The sequence below is a fragment of the Aminobacter sp. 01T433 genome, from assembly GCF_056398585.1.
In genome coordinates this window covers 138,052-156,369 of record NZ_JBFTPR010000001.1, presented here as the reverse complement: position 1 = coordinate 156,369, position 18,318 = coordinate 138,052, and the positions used below count along the sequence as shown (strand labels likewise).

Annotated in this window: 17 protein-coding genes and 1 pseudogene; 8 read left to right on the top strand and 10 right to left on the bottom strand. The window is 62.9% G+C overall.

What is annotated here, in order from left to right:
• Nucleotides 1-235: 235 nt before the first annotated feature.
• The 6 genes and pseudogenes from AC1DLV_RS00765 to AC1DLV_RS00740 all read left to right on the top strand — a co-directional run bounded on the left by AC1DLV_RS00765 (nt 236) and on the right by AC1DLV_RS00740 (nt 6,840).
• Nucleotides 236-982 (top strand): SH3 domain-containing protein, encoded by a 747-nt coding sequence (locus AC1DLV_RS00765; protein ID WP_476800592.1) that lies wholly within the window; start codon nt 236-238, stop codon nt 980-982.
• Nucleotides 983-1,071: 89 nt separating this feature from the next.
• A complete protein-coding gene (locus AC1DLV_RS00760) occupies nt 1,072-3,363 on the top strand; it encodes a PAS domain-containing hybrid sensor histidine kinase/response regulator (protein WP_476800453.1) in 2,292 nt (763 codons plus the stop codon).
• Nucleotides 3,364-3,511: 148 nt separating this feature from the next.
• Nucleotides 3,512-4,393: a l-ornithine N(alpha)-acyltransferase gene (gene olsB, locus AC1DLV_RS00755; protein WP_476800454.1), complete on the top strand. Its 882-nt coding sequence runs from the start codon at nt 3,512-3,514 to the stop codon at nt 4,391-4,393.
• Between the two features lie 4 nt (nt 4,394-4,397).
• Entirely contained in the window at nt 4,398-4,751 is a 354-nt protein-coding gene (locus AC1DLV_RS00750; RefSeq protein ID WP_476800455.1) for an MmcQ/YjbR family DNA-binding protein, read from the top strand.
• A 101-nt stretch (nt 4,752-4,852) separates the two neighbouring features.
• Nucleotides 4,853-5,459, top strand: a pseudogene (locus AC1DLV_RS00745) (LysE family translocator).
• Between the two features lie 64 nt (nt 5,460-5,523).
• Nucleotides 5,524-6,840 carry an alkyl sulfatase dimerization domain-containing protein gene (locus AC1DLV_RS00740; protein WP_476800456.1) on the top strand — a complete coding sequence of 439 codons (1,317 nt, stop codon included), beginning with the start codon at nt 5,524-5,526 and terminating at the stop codon, nt 6,838-6,840.
• A 23-nt stretch (nt 6,841-6,863) separates the two neighbouring features.
• Here the strand turns inward: AC1DLV_RS00740 and AC1DLV_RS00735 are convergent, their stop codons facing one another.
• The 3 genes from AC1DLV_RS00735 to grpE form a co-directional block, all read right to left on the bottom strand.
• Nucleotides 6,864-8,168: an NAD(P)/FAD-dependent oxidoreductase gene (locus AC1DLV_RS00735; RefSeq protein WP_476800457.1), complete on the bottom strand. Its 1,305-nt coding sequence runs from the start codon at nt 8,166-8,168 to the stop codon at nt 6,864-6,866.
• Nucleotides 8,169-8,237: 69 nt separating this feature from the next.
• Nucleotides 8,238-8,870 carry a trimeric intracellular cation channel family protein gene (locus AC1DLV_RS00730; protein WP_476800458.1) on the bottom strand — a complete coding sequence of 211 codons (633 nt, stop codon included), beginning with the start codon at nt 8,868-8,870 and terminating at the stop codon, nt 8,238-8,240.
• A gap of 116 nt (nt 8,871-8,986) precedes the next feature.
• Complete coding sequence (gene grpE, locus AC1DLV_RS00725; protein WP_476836116.1) at nt 8,987-9,664, bottom strand: nucleotide exchange factor GrpE; 678 nt, start codon at nt 9,662-9,664, stop codon at nt 8,987-8,989.
• A gap of 193 nt (nt 9,665-9,857) precedes the next feature.
• Between grpE and AC1DLV_RS00720 the strand changes: the two genes are divergently transcribed.
• Nucleotides 9,858-10,088 carry a hypothetical protein gene (locus AC1DLV_RS00720; protein WP_476800459.1) on the top strand — a complete coding sequence of 77 codons (231 nt, stop codon included), beginning with the start codon at nt 9,858-9,860 and terminating at the stop codon, nt 10,086-10,088.
• Nucleotides 10,089-10,114: 26 nt separating this feature from the next.
• Here AC1DLV_RS00720 and AC1DLV_RS00715 read toward each other — a convergent pair whose 3' ends face one another.
• From AC1DLV_RS00715 to cysG, 5 genes are read right to left on the bottom strand one after another with little or no spacing between them, the layout of a single operon-like run.
• On the bottom strand, nt 10,115-10,660 hold the full coding sequence (locus AC1DLV_RS00715) for a DUF934 domain-containing protein (RefSeq protein WP_476800460.1): 546 nt from the start codon (nt 10,658-10,660) through the stop codon (nt 10,115-10,117).
• A 10-nt stretch (nt 10,661-10,670) separates the two neighbouring features.
• The gene (locus tag AC1DLV_RS00710; protein ID WP_476800461.1) at nt 10,671-11,429 is read right to left on the bottom strand and encodes a phosphoadenylyl-sulfate reductase; all 759 of its coding nucleotides are present in this window, start codon (nt 11,427-11,429) and stop codon (nt 10,671-10,673) included.
• Complete coding sequence (locus AC1DLV_RS00705; protein ID WP_476800462.1) at nt 11,404-13,074, bottom strand: nitrite/sulfite reductase; 1,671 nt, start codon at nt 13,072-13,074, stop codon at nt 11,404-11,406. Before AC1DLV_RS00705 ends, AC1DLV_RS00710 begins: the two co-directional genes overlap by 26 nt.
• Nucleotides 13,075-13,094: 20 nt before the next feature.
• Nucleotides 13,095-13,400: a DUF2849 domain-containing protein gene (locus tag AC1DLV_RS00700; protein WP_476800463.1), complete on the bottom strand. Its 306-nt coding sequence runs from the start codon at nt 13,398-13,400 to the stop codon at nt 13,095-13,097.
• Nucleotides 13,397-14,848, bottom strand: a complete 1,452-nt coding sequence (cysG, locus tag AC1DLV_RS00695) for a siroheme synthase CysG (protein WP_476800464.1) — start codon at nt 14,846-14,848, stop codon at nt 13,397-13,399. The genes AC1DLV_RS00700 and cysG overlap by 4 nt, the downstream gene beginning before the upstream one ends.
• Nucleotides 14,849-15,466: 618 nt before the next feature.
• On the opposite strand from cysG, the gene ybaL reads away from it, so the two are divergent.
• Nucleotides 15,467-17,266, top strand: coding sequence for a YbaL family putative K(+) efflux transporter (gene ybaL, locus AC1DLV_RS00690; RefSeq protein ID WP_476800465.1), 1,800 nt, complete (start codon nt 15,467-15,469; stop codon nt 17,264-17,266).
• Nucleotides 17,267-17,318: 52 nt separating this feature from the next.
• On the opposite strand, the gene AC1DLV_RS00685 is transcribed toward ybaL, so the two are convergent.
• On the bottom strand, nt 17,319-17,660 hold the full coding sequence (locus AC1DLV_RS00685; RefSeq protein WP_476800466.1) for a DUF6616 family protein: 342 nt from the start codon (nt 17,658-17,660) through the stop codon (nt 17,319-17,321).
• A 92-nt stretch (nt 17,661-17,752) separates the two neighbouring features.
• Nucleotides 17,753-18,265, bottom strand: coding sequence for a MarR family winged helix-turn-helix transcriptional regulator (locus AC1DLV_RS00680; protein ID WP_476800467.1), 513 nt, complete (start codon nt 18,263-18,265; stop codon nt 17,753-17,755).
• Between the last annotated feature and the right edge of the window lie 53 nt (nt 18,266-18,318).

Below are 18,318 nucleotides of genomic sequence, written 5' to 3'. Positions count from 1 at the left end.
CAGTCGCGGCGTACGCACAGACTTCAGTTTGCGGTTAAGAATTTTTTCAGCATGGTCGCAATCGGGTCCAAGGTCTGCCACAATCGGTCATCATGGTGTGATCGGTGGACGGGCCGATAGGTACCGACTGAAACTGTCTTGCGGCTACGCGGCGTAGATTTGCGAGTCGAAACGACAGGTGGGGACGCTCAATATTCCGAGCGCTTGGGGCCTGAGTGGAGAGTTGCTAGTGAAAATGCCCTTCGGGTTGGGCGCAGCCAATCAGCCGCGCTCCACGATGATGTTCATGAAAACCGAGCCAGCTTCCTGGCGCGAGAACGCCCCCAATCGTGGCCTGGTCTGCGGTGTGCTGGCGATGACCGCCCTGATGAGCGTGACCGCCGTTTCAGCTCTCTTCATCGTTCCACATATGGGCCAGCACTCGGCCAATGCAGTGCAAGAAGCCGAGCAAGCTGCAGCGCCGGCAAAAGAAAAGATCACCGCCATCGCCGCCGAACCGACCGGCCGCAAGGAACGGGTCGCCACCACGCGTACTTCGATCCTGGTTTCCGAGGCGTCGGCGTCTGAAGCGGCGACCGACATGCCGCTCGCAGCGGATCCGCGCTGGGCGCAGGTCGTAGCCGCAGCAGCGAACCGGCCGCTCGAAGCGATGCCCGCCATTCCAGGCGCCGAAAACATCATCGCCCAGGACCCCGACGAGACAGCACCGCTCGCGCTCGCAGAAGCCAAGCCTGATCCGTCTGAAACCGCGGCCGTCGACGCGATGGAAGCCGAGGTCAAGCCCGCCAGCGAACCGAGCCAGGGTGGCCGCGAGGTCAAGATCAAGCGCTCGGTGAACATGCGCGCCACACCGCAAAAAGGTGGTCAGGTTTTGGGCGTCATCCCGGCCAAGACCTCCGTCGAACTGGTTTCGTGTACCCAATGGTGTGAAATCGTTTTCAACGGCAAGCGCGGCTACGTCTTCAAGAGCTACGTCCAGTAGCGTCTGACGTGCCGGCCGGAAACGGCGACCGCTAAAATTCGATCAATCCGCCCAAATCTTCCCTAAGCTCTCGGTGCTAGGTTTCCGCCATGATGACGGAGTCCGGCACAGCGGAAATAAAGACGACGCAAGGCGTGGCCATGGCCGACGCCGACACGCTGTCGCATCGCCGCATCATCGCCCCGCCGTCGCTCGAACCGCAATTGCCGAAGGAGCCGCCGCGCGGCCTGTACTTCGCCACCCTGATTGCCATCATGGTGCTTGCCGGCCTCGCCCACCTGACCGGAGCGCCCGCCTTCATCAGCATCGGCCTGTTTGCCGCCGCCTTCACCGGAATGGTGCTGCTGTCGCGCAGCCTCGGCGAGCGTGAGCGCGCCGCCGAAGCAATCACCGAAAGCGCTTCACGCAGTCGCGCCGAGATCGAGACGCTGGCCGACCGGATGTGGGAACTGCAGGAAAGCGAAGAGCGCTTCCGCGGCCTCATCGACGCACTTGGCGACCTTGTCGTGCACCGCGATCGCGACGGCCGCATCGTCTATGCCAACAAGGTATTCGCCAGCGTCATCGGCCAGGACCAGCGCGATCTCGCCGGCCGCACCTTGCAGGAACTCGGCGTCGATGTCGGCATCGTTCCAGACGCTGCCTTCGCCGATGGCGAATGCCTGAGCTCCACCGACGTCGGCATCCGTTCGAACGGGGTAGTGCGCTGGTTTTCCTGGACCGAGCTTTCGGTACGCGACAAGACCAGCGACGCCGTGTCCCATCGGGCGATCGCCCGCGACATCACCGCGCGCAAGCGCGCCGAAACCGCGCTCATCGGTGCACGCGAGCGCGCCGAATATGCGAGCCAGGCAAAGTCGCGTTTCCTGGCCACGGTAAGCCACGAAATCCGCACGCCGATGAACGGCATCATGGGCATGGCAAAGCTCTTGCACGACACCGAGCTGTCGCCCGAGCAACGCACCTATGTCGGCGCGATCTCGACGTCGGCGAGCGCACTTTTGGCGCTGATCGAGGACCTGCTCGACTATTCAAAGATCGAGGCAGGACGCTTCGACCCCGAACCGCAGCCGATGTCGCCGCGCGAGATCGCTGACAATGTGGTCGAGCTTCTGGCCTCGCGCGCGTTCGGCAAGGGCATTGGCCTCGGCTGCCATGTCGCGCTCAACGTGCCCCAGATGATATCAGCCGATCCGGGCCGCGTGCGCCAGGTGCTGCTCAACCTGATTGGAAACGCCATAAAATTCACCGATGCCGGTGGCATCATGCTGAGCGTCGAGCGTATCCGCGACGAGCACCCCGACAAGATCCGCTTCACCGTGGCCGATACGGGATCGGGCCTGCGCGCCGAGGACATGGAGCGCATCTTCGAAGAGTTCGAACAAGCCGACGGCACTTCGACCCGCTCGCATGGTGGTGCTGGGCTCGGGCTTGCCATCTCCAAGCGCCTCGTGACCTCGATGGGCGGCACGATATCGGCCAAGAGCATTTCGGGCGAAGGTTCCGAGTTCTCCTTCGATCTGCCCGCCTTCGGCGCCACCGAAGACGCACAAGCCAGCGTCGATGTGCTTGCCGGCCGCCATGTGGTGATCCTGTCCAGGAACACCACGGAAGCCGAAGCAATCGCCGAGACCGTCCGCGCCCATGGCGGCAGCGCCGACATCGCTGTCACGCCCGAGCAGGCACAAGGTTTTGCCGCTGGCTGCAACGCACTCCTCATCGATGCGGCAATGGAAGAAAGTGACGGCCGCATGCTCCAGAGGTTGCGCGAGAGCGGTTTTGCGTCAAGCGAAGCGGTGACGCTGATTGCCCCGAACGACCGGGGCCTTCTGGGCGAATTGCGCGCCAGCGGCTACGCGACTTTCCTCGCCCGGCCGGTGCGCGGCGAGACCTTGCTGCGGGTGTTGCTGGCGAATCAGGGCGTCGTTGCGGGGCAAGCGCAGCCCATAGACAGCCGCACTGTCGCCAAGCCTGCGGCTAATTCACACCTTCTTGGCTTGTCGGTGCTGATCGCCGAGGACAACGACATCAATGCCATGCTCGCCCGCGCGGTGCTGCTCAAGGCGGGACACCGGGTCGATGTCGTCAACAACGGCAAGGCTGCCGTCGAGGCGGTGACGGGTGGCGCGCGCAAACGCCGCTACGACGTCGTGCTGATGGACCTGCATATGCCCGTAATGGACGGATTGGACGCGATTTCGGCCATTCGCAGGCACGAAGAGCAACATGGGCTTTCCGCCCTGCCGATCATGGTCTTGTCGGCCGACAGCCAGGAAAAGACCCGCCATGCAGTGCTCGCCCATGGTGCCAGCGGCTTTATCACCAAGCCGCTGGACCCAGACGTTCTGATAAATCTTGTCGAACAGCGCGCCGCTGCCTGACCAGTTCTGTCGATTTCCCTAGCCGGCTAGGCGCCGTTGCTTGCCCTCTCAGTCTTGCCCGCGCGGGTCGATCACGATACTGTCACAATCCTGTAGCACCGACACCGTATCCCCGCGCCAGGAGGGATGGCTCGAAGGAGAATCACCCGTGCATACAGCCTTGCCGGACAGTGACACTCAGAAAGCCAACGGCGCCAAGGTGACAGTGCCTTCCAAACCTTTACTCCCAGGAACGCCGCTCGGACGGATCGGTACATTGGAAGTTCGCCTCGCCCGAGACGAATCCGAGATCGCTGCCGCGCAGGAAGTTCGCTACCGCGTGTTCTTCGACGAACTCGGCGCTCGAAAGCAGGCGTTTCACTCGATCGAACGCCGCGACTCCGACCGCTTCGACGACGTCTGCGACCACCTTTTGGTCTTCGACACCTCGATCAATGGCCCCGAGCATCGCCGCATCGTCGGCACCTACCGGCTGCTGCGCCAGGAGCGCGCGACCGAGGCCGGCGGGTTTTATTCCGACGACGAATTCGAGCTGAACAAGCTCATTGCACGCCATCCCGGCCAGCGCTTCCTTGAGCTGGGCCGCTCCTGCGTGCTGCCCGAATACCGCTCCAAGCGGACCATCGAGGCGCTGTGGCAAGGCATCTGGGCCTATCTCAACCGCTACGACATCGACGTCATGACCGGCTGCGCTTCCTTCCACGGCACGGTGCCGGCGGCACATGCCGAGGCGCTGACCTACCTTGCCCATCATTGCCGTACCAGCGCGGACTGGGACGTGCGCGCTGTCGCGTCGCGCTATTGCGCCATGGATTTGATGCCGATCGAGGCGGTCAATGCCAAGTCGGCGATCGCTGCCATGCCGCCGCTGGTGAAAGGCTATCTGCGCGTCGGCGCCAAGATCGGCGACGGCTGCGTCATCGATCACGATTTCGGCACCACCGACGTCTTCATCGTCATGCCGGTCAAGGAAATCGGGGCCCGCTACATCAATTATTACGGCGGGGAAGCGCAGCGCTTCGCCGCCTAGCTCAGTGATTAGCGATCTCTCCAGCGCCTTCGACAAGCTGCGCGCAGCAGCCGAAGGCCTGCCAGAGGTTGTCGAGGGTACCTCCTACGGCACCCCGTCGCTTCAGCTCCGCAAGAAACTCCTCTGCCGCGTCAAGGATGCCGACACGGTCGTTGTCATGTGTGCGCTCGAGGAAAAAGAGATGCTGATGGAGGCCGATCCGCAGCTCTATTTCGAGACGGCCCACTACAAGGGCTGGCCGGCCATGCTGGTGCGCATCCACGAGATTCCGCTCGACCAGCTCCGAGCCCGGCTCGAACGCGCCTGGCTGATGCGGGCACCGAAAAGCCTGGTGAAGGCGTGGCAGGGGCAATCCTGATTTCGCTTTGGCGATAGCAGGCACTGGCAAACGGGTTGCCATTGGCGCTCAATGAGCCTACCCAGAAATTCCGAAAGTGATCTAACCTTTCGGGAGTTCCCATGGATTTCTCTACCTTACTCGCCTTCGCAGCGGCATTCTTTGTTTTCGCCGCGAGCCCTGGCCCGGACAACATGACTATTGTTGCGCGCACGATCACAAATGGCGCGGCATCAGGCATTGCCTATGGCGCGGGAACTGTCGTCGGAATCTTGATCTTTTTGGCGCTCGCAGCCTTTGGTCTTTCTATCGTCGCCGCCGAGATGGGTATGACGATGACGATCCTGCGCTATGCCGGCGCGGCCTATCTGGTCTGGATGGGCATCAAGCTGTGGACGGCTGATCCCATCGTTCCCGAACTTCAGCCTGATGGTGGTTCCGGTGCCCTGCTGAGCATCTTTGCGACCGGCATCACACTCAATCTTGGTAATGCCATTGTTCTACGTGGCATTGCTGCCAAACATCGTTGGTCACTCGCTTTCCTTTGGTCAGGCTTGTGTGCTGGCATCAATCATCGTCGCAGTCGAGGTGGTAGTGATCGGCGGGCATGTCATCCTTGCAGGGCGTGCGCGCAAGCTGTTGCGCAATCCTCTCATTGTAAGACGCGCCAATCGTACTGCCGGTGGCATCATGATCGGCGCGGGCGTGGCCGTCGTCGCGACGCGTTAAAGTCAACCCGCTACAGCAACGGCCCAGTGGCGTCCGGACCGGCCGAAATCTCGGGCGATTCGATTTGGGCTTCGAGCTGCTGTGCAGACCAAAGGAGGCACATGTGGTTGCGAAAGACGAATTGTTCGAGCGCCTCTGGAATGGTGAAGCGGCAATGGACGAGTGGAGTGCCGCTGTCTCAGGCGGCTCCGCTAGGCAGATCGCGGACGATGCGATCGCCATCCACACCGGCTACCTCTTTGGAAACACGACCGCCTTTCGTACTGCCGATGGCTTGGTGCTGGTCGATAGCGGCAGTCGCGAAACCGCCAGCCAGACGCTCGCCATATTGCGCAAATGGGACGATGCGCCGGTCAATACCGTCATCTACACACATGGGCATATCGACCACACTTGGGGTGCACGGCTTCTGGATCAGGAGGCGGATGCGAACGGGACATCGCGTCCCCGCATCATCGCGCACCGCAATGTTCTGGAACGCTTCAGGCGCTATGACGCGACCCATGATCTGAACAGCCTGGTGATGGGCCGGCAGTTCAACCAGCCGGGCTACGCATTCCCCAGCGACCACCGCCGCCCCGACGAGGTTTATGACGACAATCTCAGCCTGACGATCGGCGGTCTGCAGCTTGAGCTTTTCCATGGCCGCGGCGAAACCGACGACGCGACCTTTGTATGGGCACCGCAAAAGCGCATCCTGGTGAGCGGCGATTTCGTCATCTGGGTGTTTCCCAATGCCGGGAATCCACGCAAGGTTCAACGCTTCGCGCTTGACTGGGCATCGGCATTGCGCCGTATGCAGGCGCTGAAGCCAGACATGCTTGTCCCCGGTCACGGCCCCGTAGTCGCGGGCTCTGCACGGGCCAATCAGATCCTGAATGACGGCGCCGAGGTGCTGGAAAGCCTGACCTCGCAGACCCTCGATCTGATGAACAATGGAAGCTCGCTGGATGAAATCCTCCATGCCGTTTCCGCGCCAAGGGACCTGCTTGCCAAGCCCTATCTGCTGCCAAGATACGATGACCCGGAGTTCGTGGTCCGCAATATCTGGCACCTCTATGCCGGGTGGTTCGATGGAAACCCCGCCCATCTGAAGCCCGCGTCGGCGGCGGAACTGGGGGCCGAGATCGCGTCACTTGCCGGCGGAGCGCAAAAACTTGCCGAACGCGCGGCTCTGCTCGCCGAAATTGGCGAGACACGGCTCGCGGCACATCTGATCGAGTTCGCCGCCACGGCTTCACCTGAAGATCAGGAGGTCCAGCAAATCCGTGCGAACGTCTATTCCCGCTGTGTGGAGGCGGAAACGTCGTTGATTGGCAAGGCGATCTTTGCGGTCTACCAGCGCGATGCCACGGCGCGGGCTGGCAACACATCTGGCTGATACACGGCGCCCGATCGCTACTTCTAAGGCAGCTTGGCCTTGGTGGCGTCCGGACCAACCGAAATCTCGGACGATTCGATTTGTGCTTCGCCTTGCGTGATCAGCCGCGCGCTGCGCTGGTTGCGGGCGTGGATCCAAAGCCAGTTGATGGCAACACTGAGCCGGGCCCGCGAGCCGATGAGGAAGTAGATGTGGGCGATGCCCCACAGCCACCACGCCAAGGAACCGCGCAGTTTGATCCGCCCGAAATCGATGACCGCGCGGCGCTTGCCGATCTGGGCAAGGCTTCCCTGATGGCGGTAGTGGAACGGCTGGGGCTCGGCATCACCGCGCAACCGCGCCTTGATGATGGCAGCGACGTATCGGCCTTCCTGCTTGGCAGCGGGCGCGATCCCCGGCGCGGGCTTTCCGTCCGGCCCGTTTATCGTCACCGTATCGCCGATGGCAAAAATCTCGGGGTGACCGGGCACCGTAAGGTCGGGCATCACCTGGATGCGTCCCACCCTGTCTGCAGCTGCCCCCAGCCACTCGGCAGCGGGTGATGCGCGCACGCCGGCCGCCCAGATGATCGTCCTGGTCGCCAGCCTGATGTCGCCATAAGCGACACTGTCGGCGGTGCAGTCGGAGACTGCGCGTCCAAGCTCGACCTCGACGCCCAGCTTGCGGAGCGAGCGCAGCGCATAGTCGGACAGGCCGTCGGGATATCCGCCTAGGACGCGCTGGCCTGCTTCAATCAGCACGACCCGTGCCCTGCCTGTGTCGATGTGGCGGAATTCGCGCCGCAAGGTGTCCCGCGCCAACTCGGCGATGGTCCCGGCGAGTTCCACCCCGGTGGGGCCAGCGCCAACGATGACGAAGGTCAAAAGGGCAGCTTGCTTTTCAGGATCGGTCTCCCGCTCGGCTCGTTCAAATGCCAGCAAGATGCGCCGCCGGATCGTGGTGGCGTCCTCAAGCGTCTTCAGGCCGAGCGCATAAGGCTCCCACTCGTCGTGACCGAAATAGCCATGCCGGGCTCCGGTCGCCAGCACCAGACTGTCATATGGCACCGTTGCGCCATCTTCGAGCAGCACGTGGCGGCGCTCCGCATCGACACCCGTCACGCTTGCCAGGACGGTGGTTACCTCCGGCCTGTCCCATACGAGCGAGCGGATCGGCCAGGCGATCTCGGATGTGGCCAGCGAGGCCGTGGCAACCTGATAAAGCAATGGCTGGAACAGGTGGTGATTGCGCCTGTCGATCAAGGTGATGCTGACCGGTGCGCCGGCTAGCCCTTTGACGACCTCCAGACCGCCGAAGCCTGCGCCGACGACCACTATTCGCTGTTGCATGGAGGTTGTCCTTTGCTGTTTAGGCGCATGCGCAAGCCGAGCTTCAAAAGCGCGCCACGGCGCTGATCCTCACGGTATATCCTCAGGATTTCGGCCGGGACGGCTGCGGTAGGCGGGGAAGGTCCAGCCGAACTTGAGCGCGCCGCCACGCACCATGAAGGCAGCGGCAAAGGCGACGACCGCTGACGCCTCAGGCGGCAGTTCGGCGATCTCGGCGAGTGTGTAGATGCCGGCACCGACCATGGCGGCGGAGACATAGATTTCGGGCTTGAGCAGCACCGAGGGCTCGCCAGCGAGCAGATCGCGCAGGATTCCGCCGAAGGTCGCCGTCAAAAGCCCCATGACGATGGCGACGGTCGGCGAACCGGTGGCCTCCAATCCCTTGGCAGCACCTATGGCGGCATAGGCCGACATGCCGAGCGCATCGAGCCAGAGCAACAGCTTGTAGCGGGATTCAACGAGATGGGCCGTGAAGAACACAACCCAGGCCACGGCGACACAAACCAGGATATAGGCCGGGTTGACCACCCAAAACACGGGCAGGCCAAGAATGACGTCACGCACGGTGCCGCCACCGATGCCGGTAAAGCTTGCCAGAAAAAGGAAGCCGATGATGTCGAGTTCCTTGCGCGAGGCGGCAAGCGCGCCAGTGGCGGCAAACACCGCCACGCCAGCATAGTCGAGATAAAGCAATGGATTCATATGAGCGAGTAGGGATTGGTGAGTAGCGAATAGGGAAAGAACACGATGGCCCCCAGCTTTGGGGTCACTTTATCCATCAATTCTCTATTCGCTACTCCCTATTCGCTATTCGCTTCTCAAGCGTCTTTTTCGGCCTGCTCGTTGACCGGGCCGGGCTCGGCCGGCGCGTCGGCAACATGCTTGGGGCCGCCCTTGGCGACGCCAACCATGGCCGGACGCAGGACGCGGTCGCCAATGGTGTAGCCGGATTGCATGACCTGCACGACGGTGTTGGCCGGCACGTCGGGGTTTGGTACCTCGAACATCGCCTGATGGAAGTTGGGGTCGAACTTCTCGCCCTGAGGGTCGAGCTTGCGCACGCCATGGCGTTCCAAAGCCGTGAGCATCGCACGCTCGGTCACCTCGACGCCTTCGATGAGGCTCGCCAACCCGTCACCGCCAGCAGCCTTGGCCTCGTCGGAAACCGCTTCGATGGCGCGGCGCAGATTGTCCGACACCGAAAGCATGTCGCGGGCGAAATTGGCTACCGAATAGGCGCGGGCATCCTGCACGTCACGCGCGGTGCGGCGGCGCAGGTTCTCCATCTCGGCAACCGTGCGCAGCGCGCGGTCCTTGAGTTCTTCGTTTTCTTTCAGCAGTCGTACGACCGCTTCATAATCGCCATCGACAGCGCCCTCGATCTTTTCGGCCTGGGCCTCGGCAGCCGCCGTCTCGTCGGGCGCGCGTTCGTCTTTTGCCTGGTCGCTCATCGCCATTTCCCGTTGTTCGGATACGTTGGAAGTTGCGCCCGATATCGAGGTTTGGGTGCCAAAAATCAAGGGGCTACGGCCACATGGGGACCGGATGCCGCGCCTCGCAGCCCTTTTGCTCCGGGTCCGGCAAGCCTCGAAAATTCAATGTTAATTCAAATTTTACCACACAAGCCGACCATTGCCATGGCGGGGCCATCAATGTGGGAACCATTTGCATCTGGCAGGAGTTCTCCCGATGAAGAACAGGCCTTTTGTCATGCCAAGCATACGCACCAACAAGACCGCAGCCAAGCTGGCGACCAATATCAGGCGCCAGCTCACCTCGGACAGCAATGTGCGCGCGCTGGAAGCACTGCCCGCATTCCGGGCCGATGAAGAACTGCCCAAGAAGCTCCGCCGCCTGCTTGAAAGGCTGGACGCGGCCGAACGGAAGCAGTCTCTTCCCAAAATGCTCAGCAGAATCTAGAGCGTCCGCGCGTTCGTCCGGAGCGCTCAGACGCCCGAAGCGCGGCGCCAGGAGTATTTCGCGCCTTCGGAAGGCTGCTCGGCTGGCTTGGCGGTCGGCTGGTAATACAGCGGCAAGCCGCCGACCTGACCAGCTTCGAGGCGCTTCAGCAAAACCGGGTGCGAGACCTCGAACTCGTTGAAACCGACACGCAGCATGTGCGGCAGCTGGTCGATCAGGACCTGGCCCGTCGCTCTCACGGAACCTTCAAAGTTATGCCGGCTGCGCAACAGCTCGGCTTTCGAGAAAGAACGGCCGTCATTGAAGGCCGGAAAGGCCAGGGCAACCAGCGCCAGCTCATCCAGCAAGTCGACGATCGCTTCAAGCTGATCGCCCGGCTGGAGCGATACCCCAAGACGCTCCTTGGCTGCTTTGCGCTGCGCTGGATCGAGTTCAAGGAAGACCTGAAGCGGCAGGATGACCCGGCTGTTGCCGGCAAGAGCGCCCGCATCCTCGGCATGGATCCAGCCGTCGTCGCGGAAACCCTCTGATGTCCAGAGGCGGATCTTTGTCTCCGGTGTCGCTTCGGTCATATGGAAATTCCTAAAGGGATGCGTCGGTCAGCGACTGTTCGAGGCCGGAAAGGTGGATGCCGCATTCGGTCTTGCCTTGCCCGGCCCAGCGTCCGCTGCGGGCATCCTCGCCCGGCCTGACGACCTGCGTGCAAGGAAAGCAGCCGATCGACAGATAACCATAAGCGACCAGCGGGTTCTCGCGCAACGCGTGCTTGCGCATGTAGTCGGCAAGGTCGGTGGTGGTCCAGCGCGCCAACGGGTTGATGCGGAAGCGCGGGCCGACCTGCTCGAACACCGGCAGTGCCGCGCGTGTTGCCGCCTGGAAGCGCTTGCGACCGGTAAACCAGGCGCGGAACGGCTCGACGCCGCGTGCCATCGGCTCGACCTTACGCACGTCGCAACAGGCGTCGGTGTCGCTCTGGTGCAGGTTTCCGGTGGGATCGACACGGGCCAACGCCGCTTCATCAGGGGTGATGATGCGGATGTCGGTCAGGCCGAAATCGGCGGCCAGAGCGTCGCGATAATCGAGCGTTTCGCCGAAATGCTTGCCGGTGTCGAGGAAGATCACCGGCAGCTTGCGGTCGACTTCAGCGATCATGTGCAGCAGCACCGCCGAATCCGCCCCGAATGACGAAACGGCAGCGATTTCGCCGACAAAACGCTCGGTTGCCGCGCGCGCGATGATCTCCAGCGGCGTCAGATGCCCGTAAAGCGCGTCGAGCGATGCGGCCTCGGCGAGAACCTCAGCCTCAGTGTCGGCGTCAGGCTGCCTTGGCTTCGCTAGCATAAAGCGCCTCCTTGAACGGCGCGGGGCCGACGCGGCGGTAAGCGTCGAGGAACTTTTCCGTACGATCGAGCCTGATCTGCAAATAGGTCTCGACGATCGTCTCGATGGCGTCGGTGATCTCTTCGGGACCAAAACCGCGGCCGATGATCTCGCCCACCGACGTATGCTCGTCGGCCGAACCGCCAAGCGTTACCTGATAAAGCTCCGCGCCTTTCTTCTCGACGCCCAGAATGCCGATATGGCCGACATGGTGGTGGCCGCAGGCATTGATGCAGCCCGAAATCTTGAGCTTCAGCTCGCCGATGTCGCGCTGGCGCTCGAGCGAGGCGAAACGATTGGAAATTTCCTGCGCCACCGGGATCGAGCGGGCATTGGCCAGCGCGCAATAGTCAAGGCCCGGGCAAGCGATGATGTCGCTGATCAGGTTCGAGTTGGCAGTGGCGAGGTCGATCGCCACCAGCGCGTCATACACCGCCTTGAGGTCGGCGCGGGCGACATGCGGCAGGATCAGGTTCTGCTCGTGGCTGACGCGGATCTCGTCGAAACCGTATTTCTCGGCGATGTCGGCAACCGCTTCCATCTGGCTGTCGGTGGCGTCACCAGGCACTTCGCCGATGCCCTTGAGCGAGATGGTGACGGCGGCATAGTCGGGGTTGCGGTGGGTGAAGACGTTCTGGTCGAGCCATTCGCCGAAGCTTCTGGAATCGAGCCGCGCGAGCTTGATCACCTCGTCGCCCTCGGGCCGTGGGGCCAGCGCCGGCGGGGCGAAATAGGACTGGATCGCCGCAACATCAGCCTCGGGCAGCCTGAGTTCGCCATCCTTCAGCGCCTGCCATTCAGCCTCGACCTGGCGCACGATCTCGTCGACGCCGGTCTCGTGGACCAGGATCTTGATGCGCGCCTTATACTTGTTGTCGCGGCGTCCGTAGAGGTTGTACACGCGCAGGATCGCGGTGGTGTAGGAGAGCAGGTGCTCTTCCGGCAGGAAGTCGCGGATCTTCTTGGCGACCATCGGCGTGCGGCCCTGACCGCCGCCGATATAGACGGCGAAGCCGAGCTCACCCTTGTCGTTCTTCTTCAAATGCAGGCCGATATCGTGTGTCTGGATCGCGGCGCGGTCGCGCTCGGCACCTGTTACCGCGATCTTGAACTTGCGTGGAAGGTACGAAAACTCAGGGTGCACCGACGACCACTGGCGCAGGATCTCGGCATAGGGACGTGGGTCGGCAGCCTCGTCGGCAGCAGCACCAGCGAAGTGATCGGCGGTGACATTGCGGATGCAGTTGCCCGAGGTCTGGATGGCGTGCATCTCGACGCTTGCCAAATCGGCCAGGATCGCCGGAATGTCCGAAAGGGCGGGCCAGTTGAACTGGATGTTCTGGCGCGTGGTGAAATGGCCGTAGCCCTTGTCGTATTTGCGGGCGATGTGGCCGAGCATGCGCATCTGCTTGGAGCTCAGCGTGCCATAGGGCACGGCGATGCGCAGCATGTAGGCATGCAGCTGGAGATAGACGCCGTTCATCAGCCGCAGCGGCCTGAACTGGTCCTCGGTGATTTCGCCGGCAAGGCGGCGCTCGACCTGGTCGCTGAACTCGGCGACGCGGGCCTTCACGAAGTCATGATCGAACTCGTCGTAACGGTACATGGTCGTCTTCCGGTCTATCTTCAGGCAGCGCCGGCTGCGGGCCGGGCCTGCTTGCCAAGGTCGAGGCGGTTGGTGGGGCCAGCTGCGCGGATCACTTCGCGCAGCCTGAGCGGATGGATCGCGCCATCAATGAGGCTGACGTCGATCAGATTGACGTCGACCACCTCGTTGTTGTCGTAGGCAGCCTTGCCGATCGCTTCGAGGCGCGCTTCGCCGGCCTTATCACCAACAGTTTCGGCGACATCGATGGTCTCGGCCCAGCTGCCGTCGACTGCGAACCAGACGGCCTCGCCGTCGGTCAGCCGGTTGGCGGTAAGGATCTTCATGCCCTGCTTCCTTCGAGCGCCACGAATGCGGCCTGTTCGTATCTGTGTGCCGCAAGCGGCTCGGAGAGTTGGAAATTGGCGCCTGCGACCGCATCGCCGATGATGGTCATGACCGGACCTGTGAGGTCGCCGCGGCCTTCCAGCGACGGCAGGTCGGCGAGCGTGCCGTGAAACCGGCGGCGGTTTTTCAGGCTGGCGTTTTCAACGACGGCGACCGCCGTATCAGGCGACAGTCCGGCATCGATGAGACGCCCCGCCACATCGGCGGCGACCGAACGGCCCATATAGACGGCAACGGTCGCCCCGGAGATGGCGAGCTTGGCCCAGTCGGGCAGCGAACCGCCCTTGAGATCGTGTCCGGTGGTAAACACCATCGAGGACGTGACGCCGCGCAAGGTCAGCGGCAGCTCGAAATCAGCGGCCGCGGCAAAGGCCGAGGTCACACCCGGCACGACTTCGTAGGACACGTTGGCATCGCGCATCGCCTGCATCTCTTCGCCGGCGCGGCCGAAGACCAACGGATCGCCCGACTTGAGGCGCACGACGCGCTTGCCGGCCAACGCCAGTTCGACGAGCAGTTGGTTGATCTCGCTCTGGGTCTTGGAATGGCAACCCTTGCGCTTGCCGACCGGCAGGCGCTCGGCGTCGCGGCGGCCCATCGAGATCACTGCCTCGGGCACCAGCGCGTCGTGAACGATGACATCGGCTTCCATCAAAAGGCGATGGGCGCGCAGGGTCAGAAGGTCCTCGGCACCAGGGCCAGCGCCAACGAGCGCGACATGCCCTTGGATCGAGCCATTGTGCAGCAGCAGTTCGGTCGCGGCGTCATGGGCGTCGGCAAGCTGGCCATTGTCCAGCGCGCGCGCCGGGGCACCTTCGAAGAATTCACGCCAGAAGCCGCGACGGACATTGCCCTTGGGCAACAAGCGCTCGACGGCGTCGCGGAAGCTGGCGCCAAGCGATGCCAGCGCGCCCAGCTGCGGCGACAACATGCGGTCGACGCGAGCACGGATCATCTGGGCAAGCACCGGACCCGCCCCTTCGGTGCCGATGGCAATGGCGACGGGCGCGCGGTTGACCAGTGCGGGCGTGAAGAAGTCGCACAGCTCGGGGCGGTCGACAGCGTTGACGGCAATGCCGAGGCGGCGGGCGTCCTGGGAGATGCGACGGTCGAGCACTTCATCACCGGTGGCTGCGAATACCAGCACAGCGCCCTCGACCAGCGCTGCCTCATAGGCTGCGTGGATACGGGTCGCGCCGTTGACGGTGATCCAGTCGCGCAGCTGCGGTTCGACATGGTCGGCGATGATGCGGATTTCTGCGCTGGACTGGCTTAGCAGGCGGGCCTTGGCGAGCGCTTCGTCGCCACCGCCGACGATGGCCACGACTTTGCCTTCGACCTTCAGGAAGATCGGAAAGGCATTCAGCTTGGCGGCGGCTTGCATCATGTCGGGGGTTCCGGAATACCCGACATTTTTAGCCGCCCTTGCTGCGGCGCAGAAGAAACCCACTCGCGCGCCCTGACATGGGAGGCAATCGCTTTTGCCTGCGTCTTTGCGGCAAGAGAAAATTATTCCGCACAAGGCCCGCAAGGCCATTTCCGGCCCGCGCCAGCGCCGAGCCCCCCAGCCCTTGCAATCGCCCGCATTTGCCAAGCTTGCAGCGTAGTTGATCTGGCCGTCATCAGGACAACGAGCTGATGCGGACGGGTGCGTTTTTCCTAATTTCTACTAAGTTTGTAGAATTAAGCCCGATCACCTGTCGCGCAAGAAGCCGCACGGCCAAGTCGACCAGCGCGTTTCGGCTAAACTCTCGAAGACGCTTGCCAATCACAGCGTTTCCGACATCGAGACGCTTCCGATGGCGGCCTGGCCCGCAGCAGGTGTTTCAAGCGACCTTGTGATGTCTGTCGGCGGCGATTGCCGGCATTTTTTTGAGCCACGGGCCAGTTTCTTGGCCGCTTAGGGTTGCGCATGCACGCCTGCGCCCACCATATTGGAAACGCAGCGGATTTCACCGCCGCGCCCCAACAAATTGTCAACTTTCCGAAAGGTGCCGCCGGGACAATGCCGCATGACACGCCCCTCATCGCAACCATCGTCGCCGGTCTGGGGCTGGCATTCATTTTCGGCGCTCTCGCCAATCGCTTCAAGGTTCCGCCGCTCGTCGGCTATCTGATCGCCGGCGTTCTGGTCGGGCCAAATACGCCCGGTTTCGTCGCCGACCAGAAACTGGCGCTGGAGCTCGCCGAAATCGGCGTCATTCTCTTGATGTTCGGCGTCGGCCTGCATTTCTCGCTCAAGGACCTGTTGTCGGTGCGTGCCATCGCCGTGCCTGGCGCCATCGTGCAGATCGCGTTTGCCACCGCCCTTGGCGCAGCTCTCGCCTGGATGCTCGGCTGGTCGATCGGAGCCGGCCTCGTCTTCGGCCTGGCGCTGTCGGTCGCCTCCACGGTCGTGCTTTTGCGCGCCCTGCAGGAGCGACGCATGATCGAAACCGAACGAGGACGCATCGCCGTCGGTTGGCTCATCGTCGAGGATCTGGCGATGGTGCTGGCGCTGGTGCTGTTGCCCGCGCTCGCCGGCGTGCTCGGTGGCGAGCAGCAGGCAGCGCAAGCGCCCAACATTTTCGCCCTTCGTTTCGATTTCGGCGTCTGGGGCGTGCTGGGCATCACGCTTGCCAAGGTCGCCGCGTTTGTCGTGCTGATGATGGTCGTTGGCCGCCGTGTCATCCCCTGGCTGCTGCACTACGTCGCTCATACCGGCTCACGCGAACTGTTTCGCTTGTCGGTTTTGGCGATAGCACTCGGCGTCGCCTTCGGCGCGGCGAAGCTGTTTGGCGTATCGCTGGCGCTTGGCGCCTTCTTCGCCGGCATGGTCATGAGCGAATCCGAACTCAGCCATCAGGCGGCCGAAGAAACCCTGCCGCTACGCGACGCGTTCTCAGTGCTGTTTTTCGTTTCGGTCGGCATGCTGTTTGACCCGACCAGCCTGCTCAGCAACACCTGGCCGATCCTTGCCACGCTGTTCATCATCATCATCGGCAAGTCGGTCGCCGCTTTCCTGATCGTCGTTGCCTTCGGCTATCCGATCGCAACCGCGCTCGTCATTTCGGCGAGCCTTGCCCAGATTGGCGAATTTTCGTTCATGCTCGCCAGCCTCGGGGTCAGCCTCGACCTGTTGCCCGAGCAGGGACGCGACCTGATCCTGGCCGGCGCGATCCTGTCGATCGTGCTCAACCCACTGGCCTTTGCCGGCGCGGCGCGGCTGAAGCCCTGGCTCGAAAAGCGCGCCGGCATTGCGGAAGCCGTCGAAGCAGTGCCGATCGGCCCGGCGACCGAACCCGGCGAGGTCGCGACCACAACCGTCGTGCCTGTCAAGGATGAAGAAGATGCGCCGCCGCCGACCAAGTTGACCGACCACACCATCCTCATCGGCTATGGCCGCGTCGGTTCGCTGGTCGGCAAGTCGCTGCGCGAGGCCGGCCTGCCCTTCCTCGTCATCGAAGACTCCCACAAGACGATCGCCAAGCTCAAGGCCGAGGGCATCGAGACGGTGTCCGGCAATGCGGTCAAGGGCGAGGTGTTCGCCTCGGCCAATGCCACCGGCGCCACGCGGTTGATCCTGGCCATCCCCAATGCCTTCGAGGCGGGCCAGATCATCCTCAAGGCCAAGGCCGCCAACCCGGAGATGCTGATCGTCGCGCGCGCCCATTCCGACGCCGAGGTCGACCATCTCACCGGCCTCGGCGCCGACAAGGTGATCATGGGCGAGCGCGAGATCGCCCGCGGCATCGTCGAGCAGGTCATGGCAGGCAAGGCCAAGCCGCTGGACGATCCGGAGCCAAGCGCTCCGGCTGCTGCCTGATCAGCCGCAAGCGCGGCGACTTGAGGTCATCCGCGCCGCGGCAACATCAGCTTCACCTGATTGCGGCAAGCTGTGCGAGATGGCCAGGCATATCGGTGCCTGGCCCAGCCGCATTGATCGTGTCGAAATAATCGTGCCAGCCGGACGCAGCGATACCCTGCAATAGCGCGTCGAGTGCTGCATCATCGGGGAAACGCCAGATGGCGAAGAAGCGATACGAGGCAGGATGAATCTTGGTGGCATCGGTTTCACCCAGGGCGATCGCCTCGACGCCAAGCGCAGACAAGGCGGCCATGCCGGCACCAATAGCTTCGAAGAGGGCCTGCCGCCCGGTTGCGTCGAGCGCAAGCCATGCGGGCTTTGGGGTGTAGAGCTCGGCCAGATAATGGACCACGGTGAATTTCCTTTCGACAAAGCACTGCCAACAGCCACGGGATGCGGCCGCGTTTGCATGCGCGGAGATTGAATTAGGGAGCTGTCGTCTCGTCAGCTTGCAGAGGCGCTGGGCTTTGCTGCGGGATCGAGGTTTCGCCAGACGCGGCTGAGCAGATCGCCAAACAGCTGGCGGTCGTCGGCGCTGAAGCCGGCAAAAAGTGTGGCGATCCATTTGGTATGTTCGTCGAACAGATCACGTGCCGCTGCCTGCCCCTTGGCGCTCAGGCGCACCGAGATCTTGCGGCGGTCCTCGATGCCCGGATGGCGCGACAGGAAACCGTCACGCTCGAGCCCGTCGAGCAGCCCGGTGATCGTCGCGCGGGTGACACCTGCCCGCTCGGCCAGTTCGTGCGGCGACAACCCTTCCGGGCGATCATGCAGCAAGAACAGCAGCACGAACTTGCCCTCGGACAGCTGATGCGGAGCGAGTCGGGCAGCACAATCCCGGTCTATCGCCGACGACAGCGCCAGGATTTCCAGGCACAGCCGCAAGCCGGCCTCGGGCCTGCCCCGGCGTATGGCTTCGTCCAGCAGGGCTACATGTTTTTGTTCGAGCATTCTCATACGTCGCCATATAGTATGGCGCCATATTACATGTCAATCGCCATTGGGCTGCG